This is a genomic window from Streptomyces naganishii JCM 4654, assembly GCF_014650575.1.
Taxonomy (GTDB): domain Bacteria; phylum Actinomycetota; class Actinomycetes; order Streptomycetales; family Streptomycetaceae; genus Streptomyces; species Streptomyces naganishii.
Genome location: NZ_BMVF01000003.1, coordinates 338,732 through 356,829, shown reverse-complemented (window position 1 = coordinate 356,829; position 18,098 = coordinate 338,732). Strand labels below are relative to the sequence as shown.

The following is an 18,098-nucleotide window of genomic DNA, read 5'->3' as shown; positions in this document are numbered from 1 at the left end:
CCGTCCGGTGCTCATCGGGTGCTCTCCAGCGGCTCGGCCGGCCGGGGCGCGGGCGCCGGGTGGTGACAGGCGAACAGGTGGTCCCGCGCGTCGTCGCGCCCGGCCGGGGCCGGAGCGCTGGTGGCGCACACCGCCGTGGCGGCGGCGCAGCGGGAGGCGAACCGGCAGCCGGGGCCGAACGCCCTCGGGGCCGGTACGACACCGCGGATCTGGTGCAGCCGCCGCGCCCCGGACTCCAGCGAGACGACCGAACCGAGCAGTCCGCGGCTGTAGTGGTGCGCCGGGTCGGTCAGCAGGGAGCGGGTGGCGCCGGCCTCGGCGACCTGACCGGCGTACATCACCGCCACCCGGTGGGCGAGGTCGCCGACCAGGGCCAGGTCGTGGGAGACGAGCACCATCGCGAAGCCGAGCTCGTCGCGCAGCTCGGCCAGCAGTTCGACGACCTGCGCCTGGACGGTGACGTCGAGCGCGGTGGTCGGCTCGTCGGCGATGAGCAGCCGCGGGCTGCGCGAGAGCGCCATGGCGATCAGTACGCGCTGGCGCTGGCCGCCGGAGAGCTCGTGCGGGTAGCTGCGCAGGGTGCGCTCGGGGGACAGGCCGACCAGTTCGAGCAGTTCGGCGGGGGTGCGGGTGCCGCCGCGCGAGGTGAGCCACTTGAGCTGGGTGCCGATGAGGACGGAGGGGTTCAGGGACGACATCGCGTCCTGGTAGACCATCGCGATCTCCGGGCCCATGAGCGCCCGCCGCTCCTTCGGGGACAGCTTCAGCAGGTCGCGGCCCCGGTAGAGGATCTCGCCCTCGGCCTCGGCGTTGCGGGCCAGCAGGCCCATGATCGCGAGGCTGGTCACGGACTTGCCGCAGCCGGACTCGCCGACCAGCCCGAGGGTCTCGCCCTCGCGGACGGCGAAGGAGATGCCGTCGACGACGCGGGTGTCGCCGTAGCGGACGGGGAAGCGGATCGTCAGGTCCCGCACGGCGAGCAGCTCGGGTGCGTCCTCGGCCAGCGGCGGCACCGCGGGTGCCGCGAGGGAGACGCGGGCGGCCAGCTCGGCGAGGGCCGCGTCGACTTCGGCGCCGCTGTCACTCGTCGTCGCCTCGGCACCCGTTTGGGTCCTGCCGGCGGCGGCCGTGGTGTTCTCGTCGCGGTCCGTGCCGCCGGTGCGGCCTCTGTCCGGGGCCGCGGCGGCGTCCGTCATGCCCTCGGACAGGACGTTCAGGGCGAGCACGGTGACCAGCAGGCACAGGCCGGGGAAGAGGGTGGCCCACCAGCCTCCGGACAGCAGGATCTGCCGGCCGTAGGCGAGGACGCTGCCCCAGCTGGGGTCGGGGTCCTGCACGCCGGCGCCGATGAAGGACAGGCTGGCCTCGAAGATGATGGAGTCGGCGACCATGACGGTGGCGAACACCAGCACGGGCGCCGCGCAGTTGACGGCGACGTGCCGGGCGACGATGTGGCCGCGCCGGGCGCCGATGACCTGTTCGGCGGCGACGTAGTCCTCGCCGTACTGCTCCAGCACGTTGGCCCGCACCACCCTCGCCAGCGAGGGCGAGTACACGAACGCGATGGTGAAGATGATGACCGGGACGCTGGGCCCGAACACGGCGACGAGCACGGCGGCCAGGGCGATCGGCGGGAACGACATCACGACGTCCAGCGTGCGCATCACCGCCTCGTCGGCGAACTTGCGCGAGGTGGCCGCGAGGGCGCCCAGGAGCGAGCCGACGACCAGGGCCAGGGCGGTCGCGCCGAGCCCGATGGTGAGGGAGTAGCGCGCGCCGTGCACGACACGGGCCAGCACGTCACGGCCGGCCCGGTCGGTGCCGAACCAGTGGCCGGCGCCCGGCGCCTGGGCGGGCGTGCCGGTGGCGAGCGGGTCCTGGGTGAGCAGCGGGGCGAGGAGCGCGCCGAGGACGACCACGAGGAGGACCACGAGCGCGACCCGGGAGGCCACGGGCAGACGGCGCAGGCGGGTGCCGGGCCGGAGCCGCTCGGCGAGGGAGTGCGGGGCGAACATCACACCGTCCTGATGCGCGGGTTGACGAGCAGATAGAGCAGGTCGACGACGACGTTGACCACGAGGAAGGAGACCGCGATGGTGAGCACGGTGCCCTGGACGAGCGCGACGTCGCCCCCGGTGACGCCTTCGAGGATCAGCTTGCCCATGCCGGGCAGGTCGAAGATCGCCTCGATGACCACGGCGCCGCTGAGCAGGTAGCCGACCTTGACGCCGAGCACCGTCAGCGGGGTGACCAGGGCGTTGCGCAGCGCCGACCGGATGATCAGGAAGGGCGGCAGGCCGCTGCCCCGGGCGGTGCGCACGTAGTCGCGGTCGAGTTCGGTGACCATCGCGGTGCGGATCAGCCGGGCCAGCGAGGAGGCGACGGGCAGCGCGAGGGCGACCGCGGGGAGCGTCAGGCTCTTGAGCCAGCCGCTGGGGGAATCGGACGGATTGACGTAGCCGCCGGTCGGGAACAGGGGCGTGTTCAGGGCGAACTGCTGGATGAGCAGTACGCCGAGCCAGAACGAGGGCAGGGCGATGCCCGCCATCGACAGCACCCGGAAGACCTGGTCGGGCCAGCGGTCGCGATGGACGGCGCCGGTGACACCGAAGACCAGGGCGAGCACGATGGCCAGCACCAGGCCGAGCAGGGTGAGCTGGAGGGTGAGGGGGAACGCGGTGGCGATCCGGTCGGCCACGGGCTGGCTGGGCGACACGGTGACCCCGAGGTCCCCGCGCAGCAGGTCGCCGATGAAGGAGAAGTACCGCACCGGCAACGGGTCGTCGAGGCCGTGCGCCTCGGCGAACGCGGCCCGTGCCGCGGGGCTCGCGCTGTCCCCGAGCGCGTTGTACGCGGGGTCGGCCGGCGAGAACTGCAGGACCACGAAGACCAGCAGGGTGATGCCGAGGACCATCACCGGCATCATCGCGACGCGGCGCAGCGCGAGCCGGAGAAAAGCAACCATCGTGAGGTTCCTAGGGATTGGGCGGGGCCACCGCCGCGCACCGCGCCGCTGTGGCGTACCGGAGCAGTGGTGCGGTGGCGGCGGCCCCACGGCCGGTACGGGTCAGGCGCGGCCGACGTCGATGAAGGAGAGCCCGGTGGTGGGCAGCGGCCTGAACCCGGTCAGCGCGCCCTCGCGCCAGGCGGTGGGCAGCTTGCGGTGCAGCACCGGGTACAGCGCGGCCTCCTCGGCGACCAGGTCGGTGACCTTGCCCCACAGCTCCTTGCGCCGGGCCGCGTCGCCCTCCGCGGCGGCCTTGTCCAGCAGTGACTTGGTCTGCTTGTACGCGGCGGAACCGGTCCAGCCGTAGCGCTTCTCGGGCCAGAATCCGTAGTAGAACCAGCGCAGCAGCAGGTCGGCGTCGTTGCCGAAGACGGAGGGGTCGCCGGGTGCGGCCAGGACGTCGAAGCCGCCCTTGTCGATCTTGGCGTACTGGGCGGCGGACTGCTGGATGTCGAGCCGGGCGTCGATGCCGGCCGCCGCCCAGCTCTCCTTGATCAGCGGCGCGATGTCCTTGACCCAGCCGTTGTCGGTGAGCAGCAGCGTGAAGGAGAGCTTGCCCACCCCGGCGTCGGCGAGCAGCTTCCTGGCCTTGGCGGGGTCGTGTCCGTAGACCGTGGCGGCCTTGTGGTAGTCGGGGTGGGTGGCCGGCAGATAGCCGGTGGCGGGCGCGGCGTTGCCCAGCAGCGCGGTGGAGATGATCTTCTCGGTGTCGAGCGCGTAGTGCAGCGCCTGGCGCACCCGCTTGTCCGCGAAGCGCTTGTCGGCGCAGTTGAACATGAGGAAGAGCAGCCCGAAGGACTGGACGGACTCGACCTTGTCCTTGCCGGTGAAGCCCTTGACGTCGATGTAGGGGACGTCCTCGATGGCCTGCACGCGGCCGGACTGGAGGGCGCTGACGCGCGCGGACGGGTCGGAGATCAGGTGCCAGACCATCTTCTTGGCCTTGGCCGGGTGCGGGCCGTTGTACTTGTCGTAGGCCTGCATGACGATCTTGTCCTCGCGCACCGCCTGCACGAAGCGGTAGGGGCCCGAGCCGACCGGCTTGGTGTCGAAGGCCTTGGGGTCGGCGCCGGCGATCTTCCTGGGCACGATGCGCACCACGGAGACGCGCGAGGGGAACAGGGCGAAGGGGTACTTCAGCCGGAACTCGACCGTCGACGCGCCGACCGCGGTGACCTTGTCGATGAACGGCACGAACTGCGCCATCAGCGAGGCGTTCTTCGGGTCGAGGACGCGTTCGAAGCTGAACACCACGTCGTCCGCGGTGACCGGTGAGCCGTCGTGGAAGGTGGCGCCCTTGCGCAGGGTGGCCCGGTAGGTGGTCGCGTTGATCTTCTTGGGCATCTCCGTGGCCAGCGTCGGCCGGGCCACGAGGGTGACCGGGTCGAGGTCCACCAGGCCCTCGAAGATGTGCATGTTGGCCGCGTACGGGGTCGCGCCCGAGGTGATCATCGGGTCGAAGCCGGTGGAGAGCGGGTAGGACAGGCCGGCCTCGATGACGCCGGCGCCGCTGCCGGAGCCGCCGGCGCCGTCCCCGCCGGAGGCCGGACCGCCGCAGGCCGTCAAGCCCGTGGTGACGGCGGTCGCGACACCGATGGCGCTGGCGAGTCTCAGGAAGGTGCGGCGGTCGACGCCGGCTGCACTGCGCGCGGACAAGGAGTCCTCCAAGCGGGAGACGGGACTGGTCGAGCGGGGGAGGCGGAGGTGGTCGGCACCTCGTCGACCGTGCATCAGACGTCTGATGTCTGATGCTTGATAGCGTGGGAACGTAGCCCGGCAATGGAGAGGGGTCAAGAGGTGGCGGTGGGTCAAGAGGCGGCGGGAGCGGTCCGGCGTGCGGCACGGGAGCCCGGATCGGTGCGGCAGCCGCTGCGCCAGGAGGTCGTGGACGGGATCAAGGCCTACATCCTGCGCAACAAGCTGCGCCCGGGTGACCCGCTGCCGAGCGAGCCCGCCCTGTGCGAGGCGCTCGGCGCGAGCCGCTCCAGCGTCCGCGAGGCGATCAGGATCCTCACCGCCCTCGACATCGTCGAGGTGCGGCACGGTCACGGCACCTATGTGGGACGGCTGAGCCTGTCCGCCCTGGTGGAGAGCCTGACCTTCCGGGGCCTGCTCAGCCCGGACGACGACTTCCAGGTGATGACCGACCTCGTCGAGGTGCGCGAGTTGTTCGAACGGAGCATGGCCGCGCGGCTCGTGGCGTCCCTCGACGGCAAGCGGATCGACCGCCTGGCGGAACTCGTCGAGGAGATGCGCAGGGCGGGCGGCGGGGAGGGGAAGGGCTTCGTCGAGGCCGACCGCGAGTTCCACACCCTCCTCGTCGCACCGCTCGGCAACGACCTCATCGGGCAGCTGTCCGCGGCCTTCTGGGACGTCTACGTCATCGTCGCGCCGCACCTCGACGTCTTCACGCACGAGCACGAGGCCGCCACCATCGCCAACCACCAGCGCATCGTCGCCGCGCTGCGGGACCGGGACGCCGGCGACTTCGCGGCGGCCCTGACCGACCACTACGCGCCGGTGCGCCGCCGGGTCGCCGAGGCGCGGGCCCAGCGTGCCGAGGCGCTTGACGGCCGTCGCCGCGATCTCTAGGGTCCCTGGACAACGGACGTCAGACGTCTGACTCCCTGATTTGTCGGGTCGACCTCACTCGCGTCCACCGACCCCCTCCCGTATCCCCGCGCTGCGCCGCGCGCACGCCACACCGACCGGGGCCCCTTCATGCCACAGACGGACCTCACCCTCGCCGAGTGCCTCGCACTGCGGCCCCAACTCGCCGAGCCCACCGGCCTCGACGCCTTCTGGGCCCGGACCCTGCGGGAGGCCCGGGCGCACGCGGGAGCACCCCGCTTCACGCCCGTGGACACCGGTCTGACCCGGGTGACGACCTACGACGTGACCGTGCCGGGCTTCGCCGGCGAACCCGTCCGGGGCTGGCTGCACCTGCCCACCGGGGTGAGCGGGCCGCTCGGCTGCGTGGTGGAGTTCCTCGGCTACGGGCGCGGCCGCGGGCTGCCCAACGAGCAGGTGCTCTGGGCGAACGCGGGCTACGCGCACTTCATCATGGACACGCGCGGCCAGGGCTGGTCCGCCGCCCCCGGGGACACCCCCGACACCGCCGCCCTGTCCGGCACCGTGCCCGGCTTCCTCACGCGAGGCGTCGAAAGCCCCCAAGAGCACTACTACCGGCGGGTGTTCACCGACGCCGTGCGCTTCGTCGAGGCCGCGCGCGAGCACCCGGCCGTCGACCCGGACCGGATCGTCGTCACCGGCCACAGCCAGGGCGGCGGCATCGCGCTGGCGGTGGCCGCGCTGACCCCGGGCCTCGCCGGAGTGATGCCCGACGCCCCGTTCCTGTGCGACATCCGGCGCGGGGCGACGATCGCGGGCGCACCGCCGTACACCGAGCTCGCGGAGTACCTGAGCCTGCACCGCGACCGTGCCGAGCAGGTCTTCGCCACGCTCGCCCACGTCGACGCCGCGGTGCTGGCCTCGCGCGCCACCGCGCCGGCCCTCTTCTCCATCGCCATGATGGACGACGTCTGCCCGCCCTCCACCTGCTTCGCCGCCTACCACCGCTACGGCGGCCCCAAGGACCTGCGCGTCTACGAGTTCAACGGCCACGAGAGCGGCGGCGCCCACCACCGGCGCGAACAGCTCACCTGGGTACGCGAGTTGCTCGCCGGACCCCACCCCGACGCGCGCACCACGCCCTCCGCTTTCCGGCTCGCCTGACCCCCTCCCGAGAAGAGGCCCGTTCATGCAGCGAAGAGTCACCCTGGCCACCGTCGCCGCGGCCCTCGCCGTCGTCGCCGCCACCACGACCGGCGCCCACGGCGCCACCGCCGGCACCCTCACCTCCCAGGACATCGCCACCGCGGGCACCGGCTCCCCGTACTACCGCATCCCCGCCCTGACCCGCACCACCAAGGGCACCCTGCTCGCCGCGTACGACGCCCGCCCCACCCTCGGCGACCTGCCCGGCAACATCGGGATCGTCCTGCGCCGCAGCACCGACGGCGGGGCGACCTGGCAGGCGCAGCAGGTCGTGCGCAAGGACCCGGCGCCCAACGGCTACGGCGACCCCAGCCTCCTCGTCGACCGCGAGAGCGGACGCGTCTTCCTCTTCTACGCCGCCTCCGTCAACCAGGGCTTCCTCGGCTCGGCGACCGGCAACGACGAGAGCGACCCGGACGTCCTCCAGGCCGACTACAGCTACTCCGACGACGACGGCGTCACCTGGCGGCACGAGCGGATCACCGCCCAGATCAAGAACCCCGCCTGGGGCGGCATGTTCGCGGCCTCGGGCGAGGGCATCCAGCTGCGCCACGGCCCCTACAAGGGCCGCCTGATCCAGCAGTACGCCCTCCGTCAGAACGGCGCCAACTACGCGGTCAGCGCCTACAGCGACGACCACGGCGCCACGTGGCGGACGGGCACCCCGGTCGGACCCGGCGCCGACGAGAACAAGACCGTCGAGCTGTCCGACGGCCGGATCATGCTCAACAGCCGCTCCGCGCCCTACCGCAAGGTCGCCTACTCCAGCGACGGCGGCGTCACCTACACGCCCCTGCAGCAGGACACCGAACTGCCCGACCCCGGCAACAACGGCTCCATCGCCCGCTTCGCGCCCGACGTGGCCGCCTCCCACCCGCGCGCCTCCTGGCTGATGTTCAGCAACACCGCCACCACCAGCGGCCGCAGCAACCTCACCGTCCGGCTCTCGTGCGACAACGGGCAGAACTGGCCGGTGCGCAGGACCGTGGAGTCCGGCTCGGCCGCCTACTCCACGCTCACGCCGCTCAGCGACGGCACGGGTGGCGACCCGCGGGTCGGGCTGCTGTGGGAGCGGGACGGCTACCGGCACATCACCTACTCCTCCTTCGACCTCAAGTGGCTCGGCGGCGTCTGCGCGCCCGTCACCGTCACCCCGCCGGCCGCCCTGACGGCGGGAAGCACCACCGACGTCACCGTCCGCGTCGTCAGCCAGAACGACGTGCGGCTCCCCGCGGGCACGGTCTCACTGAAGCTGCCCGGGGGCTGGAGCGCCCCGGCCGTCACCGTGCCCGCCCTCGACCCCGGCCAGGGCGCGAACGTCAAGGTCCCCGTCACCGTCCCGGCCGGCGCGACCGCGGGCGCCGTGGCGACGACGGCGACGTACGAGGTGCGCGGCACCCAACACTCGTACGGCGAGGCGACGCTCACCGTCACGACGCCCTGACCGGCACGGGACGCCCGCCCACCGTGCCGTGACCCGAACGCCGGCCGCCCGCCCACCCCACAGCGGGCGGCCGGTTCCCCTCGCGCCCGCCCGCACCACCATCCGCACAGCCCAGGAGACAGCATGTCCTCGCCCCAGCCCCTGCGCGGCGTCGTGCCGCCCGTCTGCACCCCGCTCGACCCGGCGGGCGAGGTCGACACCGCCTCGCTCACCCGGCATGTCGAGCACCTCCTCGGCGGGGGAGTGCACGGGCTGTTCGCCCTGGGCTCCAGCAGCGAGGTCGCCTTCCTCACCGACCGGCAGCGGGCCGTGGCCCTGGAGACGGTGGTCGACGCGGTCGCCGGGCGCGTCCCCGTGCTGGCCGGCGTCATCGACATGACCACGCCCCGGGTGCTCGTCCACGCGGACAACGCCCGCAAGGCGGGCGCCGACGCCCTGGTGGCGACCGCGCCCTTCTACGCCCGCACCCACCCCCGCGAGATCACGCGTCACTTCCGCATCCTCCGCGAGCGGGCCGAACTCCCCCTGTACGCCTACGACCTGCCCGTCTCGGTGCACAGCAAGCTCTCCACCGGCCTGGTGCGCGAGCTCGCCGAGGACGGCACGCTCGCCGGCCTGAAGGACAGCAGCGGCGACGAGGGCTCCCTGCGCCGGCTCCTGCTCGAACTCGGCGGACGCGACGGCCGCGCCGACGGCCCCGCGCCCGCCTTCAGCGTGCTCACCGGGTCCGAACTGACCGTGGACGCCGCCCTGCTGGCCGGCGCCGACGGCGTGGTACCCGGCCTGGGCAACGTCGACCCGGGCGGATACGTACGCCTCTACGACGCCGTACGCGCCGGCGACCTGGACGCCGCCGTGGCCGAACAGGCGCGGCTCACCGAGCTGTTCGGCATGGTCGACGCGGGCCCGGAAGGCGAGATGGGCCGCAACTCCTCGGCCATGGGCGCGTTCAAGCACGCGCTGCGCCTGCTCGGGATCTTCGCGCACGGCACCACCGCGGCTCCTCAGATCCAGCTGGACGGCGCGGCGATCGCCCTCGTGGAGCGGCGGCTGCGCGCCGCCGGACTCCTCCCGGCCGGGTAGCGCCCACCGAAGTCCGCGACGGCCGGCGGTCTCAGTCGCCCGTCCACGTGAGGGTCAGGGCGCGCCCCTGCGCGCGCCCGGCCCGGGCGGCCGGCGCGCGGGTGGCCGGATCCAGGGGGTTGTCGCCCACGGCGGCCCGCGACGCCTCGTCCGGCTCGACCACCGCGACCTCGGCGCCCCGCGCCCGCAGTTCACGGACCGACTGCTCCAGCGGGCTGTCGCTCGGGAAGGGCTCCGCCGCGCCCATGGGCACGATCACCAGCACGCGCGAAGCCCCCTCGGCGTAGTCGGCGTTGGCCATGGAGCGCACGCCGCCGTCGATGTAGCGGCGTCCCCCGACGGTCACCGGCGGCCACACGCCCGGGACCGCGCAGCTCGCCGCGACGGCGTCGACCAGGCCGACCCCGCTGGTGTGGTCGAACACCCGGGGCTCGCCGCTCTCCGCGTCCACCGCCACGATGCGCAGCGTCCGCGCGGGCCAGTCGTGGACCGGCAGCCGCGACTCGATCACCGCGCGCCGCTCGCCCTCGGGCACGGTCTTAGCCCCGAGCGCGAACTTCCCCATCGCACGCCGCAGTTGGGGAACGGTGGCCCCGCTGCCCATGACGAGGCCGAGCTCCGCGGCGAACGCCTCCAGGTCCATCTCGGCCATGATCTCGTGGGCCTGCAGCGCGGGCTCGACCTGCCGGGCGTACAGCTCCTCCAGGCCGAGACCGCTGCCCAGCTGGGCGGCCACGGCGGAGCCGGCGGAGGTGCCGACGATCACGTCGGCGCCGGTCACGTCCCGTCCCGCGTCCGCGAGTCCCGCCAGCAGTCCGGTGATCCACGCGATGCCCCCGACACCGCCGCCGCCGAGCACCAGCGCCTCAGTCATTCCGGCTCCTCCGTGCCCGCCGCCCTGTGATCTGCCCCGGTACCGTCGTCCGCCCGCCGGCCGGGCGCGTTGGCGCGCAGACCGTCCATGACCAGGTCCAGCAGCCGGGCCGCCTGGGCCTGCCAGTCGCCGTGGGGGTCGAGCTGCCAGAGGCCGGCGATGGCGAGGACGAAGTCCTCCGCGGTCACACCGGGGCGGATGGTGCCGGCCTCCTCGTTGGCGCGGAGCAGGAGGTCGGCCGCCGAGGTCAGAGGCGTGTGACCGGGCTTGGCGGGGCTGCCCGGGGAGCCGGTGGCCTGGCGGATGGCGTCCGCCAGGCCCGCCTTGGTCATGGCGAACCGGGCCAGGTGGTCCATCCACTCGCGCAGCGCCCGCTCGGGCTCCCTCGACCGCAGCAGCTCGGCCGCGCTGTCGGCGACCTGCCGCATTTCGTGGCGGTAGATCTCCAGGACGAGCGACTCGCGGTTGGGGAAGTTGCGGTAGAAGGTGCCCTGACCGACGCCGGCCTTCTTGGCGATGACGCTCAGCGGGGTGGCCGCGCAGCGGGTGAGCTCGGTCAGCGCCACCTCGAGGATGCGTTCGCGATTGCGCTGGGCGTCCGAGCGCAGCGGCGTCCGGGCATCCTTCTCGTACCGCACTCGTCCTCCTCGCGGGGGCCCGGAGGCCCGGCCCGGTCTTGCTAAGCGGACAGCTGTCCGGTAGATTTCTGAACAACGGACACCTGTCCGTTTTGCCTCCACCATAGTGGTGGGCAGCGCTTTTCCGCCATGTGCGGCACTTCCCTCGCTGCCACCGAGCTTCCGTCTTCGACCTCTCTCGTCCCGTCCTTCCCGGTTCGTCCCGCTGTCAGGCCGTCCGCTCGACGTTTTCGGATACGCGAAAGAAGCTGATCATGGACCCATCGACGTCCAGCGCCATCACCTTGAACATCAACGGCGAGAAGCACACGCTGTCCGTCGACCACCGCACCACCCTGCTCGACGCCCTGCGCGAACGGCTGGAAATGACCGGTACCAAGAAGGGCTGCGACCAGGGGCAGTGCGGCGCGTGCACGGTGCTGGTCGACGGCCGCCGGGCCGTGTCCTGTCTCCAGTTCGCGGTCGCCGCGGAGGACCGTCAGATCACCACCATCGAGGGCATGGCCGAGGGCGACGAACTGCACCCCGTCCAGCAGGCCTTCCTCGACCTCGACGGATACCAGTGCGGCTACTGCACGCCCGGGCAGATCTGTTCGGCCGTCGCGGTGATCGAGGAGCACGCGGCCGGCTGGCCGAGCGCCGTCACCGACGACGTACGGCCCGAGGCGGGACCGCCACCCCTCACCCCGGAGGAGATCCGGGAGCGCATGAGCGGCAACCTGTGCCGCTGCGGCGCCTACACGTCGATCGTCCAGGCGGTCGCCCGGGCCGCCCGGAGCGGCCGGGCCGCCGGCCCCCCCGCGACGGCCTCCGCCGCGGGGGACACGCAGGAAGAGAAGGACAAGGAGGCTGCCGCATGAGGGAGTTCGGCTACCACAAGGCCCACGACGTCCCCGGCGCCGTAGCACTGCTCGGCGCCGATCCGGACGCCCGTTTCCTCGGCGGCGGCACCAACCTCGTCGACCTGATGAAGTCCGGCGTGGAACGGCCCGCCCGCCTCGTCGACGTACGCGAACTGCCCCTGGACGCCATCGAGTCCACCGGCGACGGCGGTCTGCGCATCGGCGCCACCGTCACCAACAGCGACCTCGCCGCCCACCCCGAAGTCCGGCGCGCCTACCCGGCGTTGACACAGGCGGTGCTGGCGGGCGCCTCCGGGCAGCTGCGCAACATGGCCACGGTCGGCGGCAATCTGCTCCAGCGCACCCGCTGCGGCTACTTTACCGACGTGACCAAGGCGTGCAACAAGCGCGCACCCGGTAGCGGTTGCCCCGCCATCGAGGGCGAGCACCACAACCACGCCATCCTCGGCGCCTCCGGGCACTGCGTGGCCGTGCACCCCTCGGACATGGGGGTCGCGCTGACCGCCTTCGACGCCGTCGTGTCTTACCAGACCGCCGAGGGGACCGGCGAGTTGCCGCTCGCGGACTTCTACCTGCCCGTGGGCGACACCCCGCACCGGGAGACCGCCCTGCCGGCCGGGGCGCTGATCACCCACCTGACCCTGCCGCCCGCCCCCGTCGCCGCCCGCTCCCGCTACCGCAAGGTCCGCGAGCGCGCCTCGTACGCCTTCGCGATCGGCTCGGTCGCCGCCGCGCTCGACGTCAGGGACGGCGTCGTGCGCGAGGCACGCCTGGCCCTCGGCGCGGTCGCCTCCCGGCCGTGGCGGGCCCGGGCGGCCGAGACGGCCCTGACCGGAGCCCCCGCCGACGCCGCGTCCTTCGCCGCCGCGGCCGACGCCGAACTGGCGGCCGCGAAGCCGCTGCCCGACAACGCCTACAAGGTGACCCTGATGCGCAATCTCATCGTGGCCGTGTGCACCGAACTCGCCGAGGAGGCCGCCCGATGACCACCGCAGCCCCCCGCTCCACGGCGGCGGCCACGCCCCCGGCCGGCGCCGTCGGCACCGCGCACACCCGCGTGGAGGGCGTGGAGAAGGTGACCGGAGCCGCCCGCTACGCCGGCGAGATCCCCTTCGCCGGCCTCGCCCACGGCTGGCTGGCCGTGTCCACCGTGGCCCGCGGCCGCATCCGCTCCATCGACACCGACGCGGTGCTCGCCATGCCGGGCGTGCTCGCCGTCCTGCACCACGGCAACGCCCCGCGCCTCGAAACCGACTACATCGGGATGCTCGGCACGCGACCGGACCCCACCTGCACCGTCTTCCAGCACGACCGCGTGCCCAGCATGGGCTGGCCGGTCGCCCTGGTCGTCGCCGAGACCCCCGAACAGGCCAGGGAGGCCGCCGAGTCGCTCGTCGTGGACTACGAACAGCAGCCCCACGACATCGACTTCCACTCCGGGCGGCCCGACGCCGTCGGCCTCGACGGCCACATGCCCGCGGTGACCGGGAAGGGCGACCTGGAAGCCGAACTCGCCGCGTCCGCCGCCGTAGTGGACGCCGAGTACACCACCCCCGAAGAGCACCACAGCATGATGGAGCCGCACGCCGTGACGGCCCTCTGGGACGGCGGACGGCTCGAGGTCTTCGACTCCAACCAGGGCGCCACCTGGGTGGTCGGCGAACTCGCGAAGATGTTCTCACTGGAGCCGAGTGCCGTGCGGGTGCGCTCCGAACACGTCGGCGGCGGCTTCGGCAGCAAGGGCGTGCGCGCCCACCAGGTGGCCGCCGTGATGGCCGCGACCGTCCTGCGACGCCCCGTGCGGGTCGTCATGACGCGCCGTCAGATGTTCTCGCTGGCCGGCTACCGCAGCCCCACCGCCCAGCGCGTCCGGCTCGGCGCGGACGCCGACGGACGGCTGCGCGCGCTGGAGCACCGCTCCCTCAGCCTCACCTCCACCGTGCACGACTTCGTCGAGCCGAGCGCCGGCCACTCCCGCGTGATGTACGACGCCGACGCGCACCACACCGCCAACCAGGTCGTACGCCTGGACCTGCCGACCCCGACCTTCATGCGCGCGCCGGGCGAGGCACCGGGCTCGTTCGCCATGGAGTGCGCGCTCGACGAACTCGCCGTGAAGTGCGGGCTCGACCCGATCGAGCTGCGGCTGCGCAACGAACCCGAGCGCGGCCCCGTCTCCGGGCTGCCGTTCAGCAGCCGCAACCTCGCCGCCTGCTTCCGCGAGGGCGCCCGCCGGTTCGGCTGGGCCGGCCGCGACCCGCGCCCCGGGGTGCGCCGCGACGGCCGCTGGCTGCTCGGCACCGGCACGGCGGCCGCCTCGTTCGGCGCGGGGGCCGGGCCGTCCACCGCGGTGCTGACCGCCGAGGCGGACGGCACGTTCACCGTGCGGATCGCCGCCGCGGACATCGGCACCGGGGCCCGCACCGCGCTCACCCTGATCGCCGCCGACGCGCTGGGCGTGACGACGGACCGGGTCCGGGTGCGCATCGGGGACAGCGACTTCGGGCCGGCGATGATCGCCGGCGGCTCCATGGGCACCCGCTCCTGGGCCTGGGCGGTCAACACCGCCGCCGCCGAACTGCGCGAACGTCTCGCGCTGGGCGCCGACATCCCGCCCGAGGGCATCACCGTACGGTCCGACACCACCGCGGCCGTCGGAGCCCTCGCGCGCAAGGAACGGCACTCCTACGGCGCGCAGTTCGCCGAGGTCGCCGTCGACCTCACCACCGGCGAGGTGCGGGTGCGGCGGATGCTCGGCATCTTCGCGGCCGGCCGCATCGTCAACCCGCTCACCGCGCGCAACCAGCTCGTCGGCGGCATGGTGTGGGGCATCTCCATGGCCCTGCACGAGGAGGCGGTCCGCGACCGCGCCACGGGCGGCCACTACGGCGCCGACCTCGCGGGCTACCACGTCGCCACCAACGCCGACGTGCAGGACATCGAGGCCGACTGGATCGAGGACCACGATCCGGACGACCCGGTCGGCATCAAGGGCGTCGGCGAGATCGGCATCGTCGGAGCCGCGGCCGCGGTCGCCAACGCCGTCTGGCACGCCACCGGCGCACGCCACCGCGACCTGCCCATCCGCCCCGACCGCGTGCTGAGGGCGGCGGCGGAGAAGGCGCCGCATGCTTGACATCGCGGCGGAACTGCACGGCTGGATCGAGGAGGGACGGGACTTCGCCGTCGCCACCGTCGTCTGGGTCGGCGGCAGCGCCCCGCGCGGTCCCGGCGCCGCCCTCGCGGTCGACGCCGGGGGCACGGCGATCGGCTCGGTCTCCGGCGGCTGCGTGGAAGGGGCGGTGTACGACCTGTGCGCCCAGGCCCTCCAGGACGGCCGGACCGTAGTCGAGCGCTTCGGGTACAGCGACGAGGACGCCTTCGCCGTCGGCCTGACCTGTGGCGGGGTCATCGAGGTCATGGTCACCCCGGTCACCGCGGCGGCCCCTGTCAGGGCGGTGCTCAAGGAGGCCCTGTCGGCGGCGGTCCGGCACGAGCCGGCGGCCCTGGCCCGGGTGGTCCGGGGACCGGCCGGCCTGCTGGGCGCGGCGCTGCTCGTACGGCCGGACGGCAGCGGCGGCAACTCATACGACGGAGGGGGAAGGCCGTACGACGGCGGCGACAGGCAGGATGACGGCGGGGTCCGACCGTACGACGGCGGCGACAGGCCGTATGACGGCGGCGGCCGGCCCTACGACGGTGGTTTCGGTGCGCACCCGGAGCTGGACCGCACGGCCGCGGCCGAGGCCAGGGCGATGCTGGACGCGGGCCGCACCGGCACGCTGGAGCTGTCCGAGGACGGCTCGCACTGCCCCGACGGCCTCACGCTCCTCGTGGAGGCCAACGTGCCGCCGCCCAGGATGATCGTCTTCGGGGCCGTCGACTTCGCCGCCGCGCTCGTGCGGGTGGGCAAGTTCCTCGGCTACCACGTGACGGTGTGCGACGCCCGTCCCGTCTTCGCCACCCGGACGCGCTTCCCCGACGCGGACGAGGTCGTGGTCGACTGGCCGCACCGCTATCTGCGCGGCACCGCGACCGACGCGCGCACCGTGCTGTGCGTGCTGACCCACGACGCCAAGTTCGACGTGCCCCTGCTGGAGGCGGCGCTGCGGATGCCGGCCGCGTTCGTCGGGGCGATGGGCTCGCGCCGCACCCACGAGGACCGTGAGCGGCGGCTGCGCGAGGCCGGGCTGGGCGAGCGGGAGCTGTCCAGGCTCAGGTCGCCGATCGGCCTGGACCTGGGCGCCCGTACCCCTGAGGAGACCGCTCTGTCGATCGCGGCGGAGATCGTCGCGACCCGGCACGGCGGAACCGGCGTCCCGCTGACCGGCTCGGACGCCCCCATCCACCGGGACGGCCGGGCCCGGCGGAGCACCCGGGCGGCCTGAACGGCCCGGGACGCTGCACGCGTGAAGGGGAGGGCGCCGGCCCGCCAGGGTGGGTCAGCGGCGCGGGTCGTCGTCGCGCGCGGCGCGTTCGGCGTCCCGCTGCTTCAGCCGCGCCGCCTCCTTGCGGACCTCGGCCTGAGTGGCACGCTCCTTCTCCAGCCACTCGGGCCGGTCCTGCTTGAGCGCCTCGATCTGCTCGGTGGTGAGCGGCTCGGTGACTCCGCCCCGGGCGAGACCGGCGATGGACACGCCCAGCTTGGCCGCGACCACCGGGCGCGGGTGCGGGCCCTCGCGCCGCAGTTCCCGCAGCCACTCGGGCGGGTCGGCCTGGAGTGCGTCGAGCTCCGCGCGCGAGACCACGCCCTCCTGGAACTCCGCGGGCGTGGCGGGCAGGTACACACCCAGCTTCTTCGCCGCGGTCGCGGGCTTCATCGTCTGGGCGGTCTGGTGCGACTTCATGGTGTCCAGACTATCGACCGCCGGCACCCGCTCCGACCACGCCGGGTAACCTGGCCCGCGTGACAGGCTCGGAACCCTCCCCCTCCTTCCGGCTCGCGTACGTCCCCGGGGTGACGCCCGCCAAGTGGGGGCGGATCTGGAACGAGCGCCTGCCCGACGTCCCCCTCACCCTCCTCCAGCTGCCCGCCGCCGAGGCGCACGGTGCGCTGCGCGAGGGCGCGGCGGACGCGGGGATCGTCCGCCTCCCGGTGGACCGTACGTTCTTCAGCGCGATCCCCCTCTACACCGAGACCACGGTGGTGGTCGTGCCCAAGGACCACGTGATCACGGCGGCCGACGAGGTGTCCGTCGAGGACCTGGCCGACGAGGTGGTCTTCCATCCCCTCGACGACGTCCTCGGCTGGGACACCCCGCCCGGCGAGCCGGCCTTCGAACGGCCCGCCACCACGGAGGACGCGGTCGAACTCGTCGCGGCCGGCGTGGGCCTGCTGGTCGTCCCCCAGTCGCTGGCCCGCCTGTACCACCGCCGGGACCTCACCTACCGGCCCGTCACCGACGCACCCCAGTCCGCTGTCGCGCTGGCCTGGCCGGAGGCGGCGCACACCGATCTGGTCGAGGACTTCATCGGGATCGTGCGCGGCCGGACGGTCAACAGCACCCGCGGCCGGCCCCAGCCGCAGGCCCAGGCCCAGCCCGAGGCCCGGAAGAAGGGCCGCACCACGGACCGCGGAAGCGGAGGCGGCGGGGGCGGGGGCGGGCGCACGGGAGCCGGCCGCGCGGCCGGTCGCGGGGGCCGTCAGCAGCAGGGCCGCTCCGGCAGCGGGTCGGGCGGCGCTTCGGGCGCCGGCGCCAGGCGCGGCAAGCCGCGCCGACGGTCGTAAGGGATCCTCGCGGCGGTCCGGCGGTCCGGCGGTCCGGCGGTGGCCGGGGTGGCGGTCGCGGCGGGTGGTGCGGGGGGCCGCCGGCCCGTCACTTTCCCGCCGTACGCCCGATCGACTCCACCAGCGGCAGCAGCCGGTGCGGGACCCGCTCGCGCAGCGCCACCTCGGTGCGGGTGCGGACCACGCCGGGCATGCTGATCAGCTTCTGGATCACGTCCTCCAGGTGCGCGTTGTCGCGCGCGACCACGCGGGTGAGCAGATCGCCGCCGCCGGTGATCGAGAAGGCCTCGACGATCTCCGGTACGGCGGCGAGCGCGTCCCCGACGTCGTCCAGATGCCCCTGGGTGACCTCGATGTGCACGAACGCCAGGACCGGGTGGCCGAGCGCGGCGGGGGAGAGGGCGGGGGCGGTGCCGGTGATCACGCCGTCCCGCTCCAGGCGGTCCAGACGCGCCTGGAGCGTGCCGCGGGCGACGCCCAGGATGCGGGCGTACTCACGGATGCTGGTGCGCGGCTGCTCCAGCAGCAGTCGCAGGATGCGGGTGTCGAGTTGGTCCACGGCCATGGCCCGAACAGTACCAATGGCTCACGGCCCATGGCTGGGCCAATGGCCCACCGCGAAGGGATCCGCTTGAGCCGACGGCACTCGTGATGCTCTCATGTACCCGTCGATGGCGCTGCGGA

16 protein-coding genes are annotated in these 18,098 nt (G+C 73.6%); 9 read left to right on the top strand and 7 right to left on the bottom strand.

Annotated features, from left to right (window positions below):
* Positions 1-11 precede the first annotated feature (11 nt).
* The 3 genes from IE217_RS06955 to IE217_RS06945 form a co-directional block, all read right to left on the bottom strand.
* Positions 12-2,015 (bottom strand): dipeptide/oligopeptide/nickel ABC transporter permease/ATP-binding protein, encoded by a 2,004-nt coding sequence (locus IE217_RS06955; RefSeq protein WP_190176830.1) that lies wholly within the window; start codon positions 2,013-2,015, stop codon positions 12-14.
* Complete coding sequence (locus IE217_RS06950; protein WP_190176829.1) at positions 2,015-2,965, bottom strand: ABC transporter permease; 951 nt, start codon at positions 2,963-2,965, stop codon at positions 2,015-2,017. The genes IE217_RS06955 and IE217_RS06950 overlap by 1 nt, the downstream gene beginning before the upstream one ends.
* Before the next feature lie 102 nt (positions 2,966-3,067).
* Positions 3,068-4,663, bottom strand: a complete 1,596-nt coding sequence (locus tag IE217_RS06945) for an ABC transporter substrate-binding protein (RefSeq protein ID WP_229865078.1) — start codon at positions 4,661-4,663, stop codon at positions 3,068-3,070.
* 141 nt (positions 4,664-4,804) lie between these two features.
* Between IE217_RS06945 and IE217_RS06940 the strand changes: the two genes are divergently transcribed.
* The 4 genes from IE217_RS06940 (at position 4,805) to IE217_RS06925 (ending at position 9,311) form a co-directional block, all read left to right on the top strand.
* Entirely contained in the window at positions 4,805-5,599 is a 795-nt protein-coding gene (locus IE217_RS06940) for a FadR/GntR family transcriptional regulator (protein ID WP_229865077.1), read from the top strand.
* A 129-nt stretch (positions 5,600-5,728) separates the two neighbouring features.
* A complete protein-coding gene (locus IE217_RS06935) occupies positions 5,729-6,742 on the top strand; it encodes an acetylxylan esterase (RefSeq protein ID WP_190176826.1) in 1,014 nt (337 codons plus the stop codon).
* Between the two features lie 25 nt (positions 6,743-6,767).
* Positions 6,768-8,228: an exo-alpha-sialidase gene (locus IE217_RS06930; RefSeq protein ID WP_190176825.1), complete on the top strand. Its 1,461-nt coding sequence runs from the start codon at positions 6,768-6,770 to the stop codon at positions 8,226-8,228.
* Between the two features lie 123 nt (positions 8,229-8,351).
* Positions 8,352-9,311: a dihydrodipicolinate synthase family protein gene (locus IE217_RS06925; RefSeq protein WP_190176824.1), complete on the top strand. Its 960-nt coding sequence runs from the start codon at positions 8,352-8,354 to the stop codon at positions 9,309-9,311.
* A gap of 31 nt (positions 9,312-9,342) precedes the next feature.
* Here IE217_RS06925 and IE217_RS06920 read toward each other — a convergent pair whose 3' ends face one another.
* Both IE217_RS06920 and IE217_RS06915 read right to left on the bottom strand, forming a co-directional pair.
* A complete protein-coding gene (locus IE217_RS06920; RefSeq protein WP_190176823.1) occupies positions 9,343-10,185 on the bottom strand; it encodes a patatin-like phospholipase family protein in 843 nt (280 codons plus the stop codon).
* Entirely contained in the window at positions 10,182-10,823 is a 642-nt protein-coding gene (locus IE217_RS06915; RefSeq protein WP_190176822.1) for a TetR/AcrR family transcriptional regulator, read from the bottom strand. Before IE217_RS06915 ends, IE217_RS06920 begins: the two co-directional genes overlap by 4 nt.
* Before the next feature lie 254 nt (positions 10,824-11,077).
* On the opposite strand from IE217_RS06915, the gene IE217_RS06910 reads away from it, so the two are divergent.
* Genes IE217_RS06910 through IE217_RS06895 form a run of 4 tightly spaced genes read left to right on the top strand, consistent with a single transcriptional unit; the run spans position 11,078 to position 16,074 of the window.
* Positions 11,078-11,683 (top strand): 2Fe-2S iron-sulfur cluster-binding protein, encoded by a 606-nt coding sequence (locus IE217_RS06910; RefSeq protein ID WP_190176821.1) that lies wholly within the window; start codon positions 11,078-11,080, stop codon positions 11,681-11,683.
* Positions 11,680-12,672 (top strand): FAD binding domain-containing protein, encoded by a 993-nt coding sequence (locus IE217_RS06905; RefSeq protein ID WP_190176820.1) that lies wholly within the window; start codon positions 11,680-11,682, stop codon positions 12,670-12,672. Before IE217_RS06910 ends, IE217_RS06905 begins: the two co-directional genes overlap by 4 nt.
* Positions 12,669-14,822 (top strand): xanthine dehydrogenase family protein molybdopterin-binding subunit, encoded by a 2,154-nt coding sequence (locus IE217_RS06900; protein WP_190176819.1) that lies wholly within the window; start codon positions 12,669-12,671, stop codon positions 14,820-14,822. Before IE217_RS06905 ends, IE217_RS06900 begins: the two co-directional genes overlap by 4 nt.
* Positions 14,815-16,074, top strand: a complete 1,260-nt coding sequence (locus IE217_RS06895) for an XdhC family protein (RefSeq protein ID WP_190176818.1) — start codon at positions 14,815-14,817, stop codon at positions 16,072-16,074. The genes IE217_RS06900 and IE217_RS06895 overlap by 8 nt, the downstream gene beginning before the upstream one ends.
* Before the next feature lie 54 nt (positions 16,075-16,128).
* On the opposite strand, the gene IE217_RS06890 is transcribed toward IE217_RS06895, so the two are convergent.
* The gene (locus IE217_RS06890; protein ID WP_190176817.1) at positions 16,129-16,533 is read right to left on the bottom strand and encodes a DUF5997 family protein; all 405 of its coding nucleotides are present in this window, start codon (positions 16,531-16,533) and stop codon (positions 16,129-16,131) included.
* 59 nt (positions 16,534-16,592) lie between these two features.
* Between IE217_RS06890 and IE217_RS06885 the strand changes: the two genes are divergently transcribed.
* Positions 16,593-17,414, top strand: a complete 822-nt coding sequence (locus IE217_RS06885; RefSeq protein WP_190176816.1) for a LysR family substrate-binding domain-containing protein — start codon at positions 16,593-16,595, stop codon at positions 17,412-17,414.
* 88 nt (positions 17,415-17,502) lie between these two features.
* Here IE217_RS06885 and IE217_RS06880 read toward each other — a convergent pair whose 3' ends face one another.
* Positions 17,503-17,979 carry an Lrp/AsnC family transcriptional regulator gene (locus tag IE217_RS06880; RefSeq protein WP_190176815.1) on the bottom strand — a complete coding sequence of 159 codons (477 nt, stop codon included), beginning with the start codon at positions 17,977-17,979 and terminating at the stop codon, positions 17,503-17,505.
* Positions 17,980-18,098 lie beyond the last annotated feature (119 nt).